This window comes from Paenibacillus sp. P4_E11 (assembly GCF_056401635.1).
Window position 1 is genome coordinate 1 of record NZ_JBFUIX010000318.1, and the last position, 2,600, is coordinate 2,600.

Sequence of the window (2,600 nt, forward strand, 5' to 3'; positions counted from 1 at the left end):
AACAACTTAGATGCTGCTATCTATGAGAAAAACCCAGCCTTAAGGCGAGGCCACTGAAAAGTCTCTACATGATTGAAATAGAGGTACAGCCACTCAAGAAAAGTGAGATGGCTGTACCTTTTTTCAGTCTGGATAACGGCAGAAATGAGATCGATCCGATTCGGATGTTCAAGTACTTGCTGCTCAAGTCAATTTTTGAGTTATCTGATGCTAACATTGTCGAGCCTTCCAAATACGACATGTCGTTCAAATATTTTCTTGGCATGGCATCAGACCTCGGGTAGCGGCGAGATTCCATTGCCTGTGAAGCGGGGGAGTTGTAATGTCGCGTTTAATTTGGTCCGCTTGATAGGACGATGCGCGTAGTGACACCATTAGAGTGGTGTTATTGATGCCTGGAAGGTAGTCCCTCTGCATTTGAACGGCGGAAACCGCTCCCCACGCTAATAGGAGCACGACACAAACTAAAATTATAAGGAAAGACTTCATTTTGGGCACGATTGTTCATTGGGAAAGTTCCATTTTTTTACGAGAACAATTTCGTGGGTATACTTTAGAAAGAGAATGTAGATTTCAATAATCCTTGAGGGGTACCGATGAAAAGTTTCCGAGAAGGTAATCACAAAATAAAGATCATAAAGCTATTCACAACTCTTTATCGCTTTAAACTGCTACAATTCATTATCCCTGTTGCGGTGATCGTGTTTATTTACTGGGAGGGCCAAAACGAGTTCAGGAGGATTGATTGGGGAGAAACCCTTCACATACTTCGCCATATCAAGCCAACAACCGTACTCCTTCTGTTTGTATTTTCACTGATCGCAGTAGCTACAATTAGTGCATACGATTTTGTACTTCGGCGTCATTTCCGAATTCCGATCAGCCTATGGGATACATTCCGTTATGCATGGATTGCAAACACCTCTAATAGTGTAATTGGTTTCTCCGGCATCGCCGGAGCCGCTTTGCGGACTCTCCTGTACCGAAAACGGAAGATCTCTATTGAGACGATTACTGCTTCGATCGCTTTCCTCTCCACCATTACAATAACCGGCCTTTCTATACTCTCATGGGCTGGTATTTTCGGTATTTTACCCATACAGGCTGTATTAAAGGTGCATCCTTGGACCCTTTATGCGGTGTGGGCAACTGCTTTGTATTTGCCAGGTTACGTTTTACTGCAGCGAACGTCGTTTTACGCAAAGTGGTTGAATCGAAATCTACTCCGGATGAATGCAGCTACAATCGCGGCTTCTATTGCCGCTTCCTTATTGGAATGGGTCTTTGCAGGAATCACCTTCTGGCTAATTGGCTCCTGCCTTCTTCCCGATCTTTCTTTTACACAGGCGCTTGGCATCTATACTGTCTCTGCGATTACAGGTCTGCTCAGTATGGCTCCGGGCGGCATTGGCGGCTTCGATCTAACCGCTCTGCTTGGACTGCAACTGCTTGGCTACCAACCTGATAAGACGGCGGCCGTCCTCGTCCTCTTCCGGATGTTGTACTACCTTATTCCCTGGATTATGGGTCTTGCTCTAGCCGCTTATGATTTTGCGATGGATCGTGAAAGAGAGAATGGTCGAAATGACGAGGGTTTCGAGAGCGCATTGAACAGCTGGCAAAGAGTATGGCACTTTCCAAACCAGTTCGGGTTGGTCGGAGAACTCGGAGCTTGGTCGCTTGGCAAACTTGTATTTGCAAGTGGATTCGTTCTACTGCTCTCTGCAGCTATGCCCGGCCTGCTGTATCGGCTTCGTATTACAGAGGAGCTGTTGTCCGCTCCACTTATGAGTTTGTCCCATCAGTTAAGCGTCGTAATCGGCCTCTTGTTGATCGTACTTTCCTGGGGTATCTCTCATCGGGTCAAACGTGCTTACCAATTGACGCTTTTCCTTTTGTGCGCCGGTGCTCTTTTTACATTCGCCAAGGCTTTTGATTTTGAAGAAGCCATTTTCCTACTCATCGTGGCTTTGCTGCTTTGGATATCCCGTAATCGGTTTTACAGGGTCGCTGCACATTTCAGCAGGGACAAGGCAGCTTTATGGGGACTAGTAACACTTGTGCTCACCTATGTCTACGATTTGATTGCAACGGGTATTCATCCTGCTTTTCTAAGCATTGTCGCTATCACTGGGCTAGTTATCACATGGTTAATGATTTCACTTATTCTGCTGCTCAGGCCAAACCGTTTAGTGAACAAAGGCACCTCCGAAGAAGAACAAAATAAATTACGTTTGTTTCTAGAGCATGAACGAGGTAACTTTTTGACTCATGTGTTATTTTCGGGTGACAAAAGTTTTTTCTGGGCGAGCAATGATCGGGTATTGATTCCTTATTCGATCATCAGAAATAAACTCGTCGTCCTTGGCGATCCTATTGGGAAAAAGGAATTCATTAGTGAAGCAATCCAGGAATGTCAGCGTTTTGCGGATCTATACGATTTATCAGTTGTGTTTTATCAAGTTTCCCCGGATTACCTTCCGATCTATCATGAAAATGGATACCGTTTTTTCAAATTGGGTGAAGAGGCGTTGGTTTCATTGGAGTCCTTTACACTCAGTGGAAAACGGATCACAAACTTACGTAGTGTGAAAAACAGG

The 2,600-nt window shown here is 45.0% G+C and carries 1 protein-coding gene and 1 pseudogene; both read left to right on the forward strand.

The annotated features are described in order from the left end of the window. Nucleotides 1–122 precede the first annotated feature (122 nt). Nucleotides 123–275, forward strand: a pseudogene (locus tag AC1DWB_RS33385) (transposase); the annotation flags it as partial. 321 nt (nucleotides 276–596) lie between these two features. Then, the coding region (locus tag AC1DWB_RS33390; RefSeq protein ID WP_477545392.1) for a phosphatidylglycerol lysyltransferase domain-containing protein at nucleotides 597–2,600 on the forward strand (2,004 nt) is incomplete at its 3' end.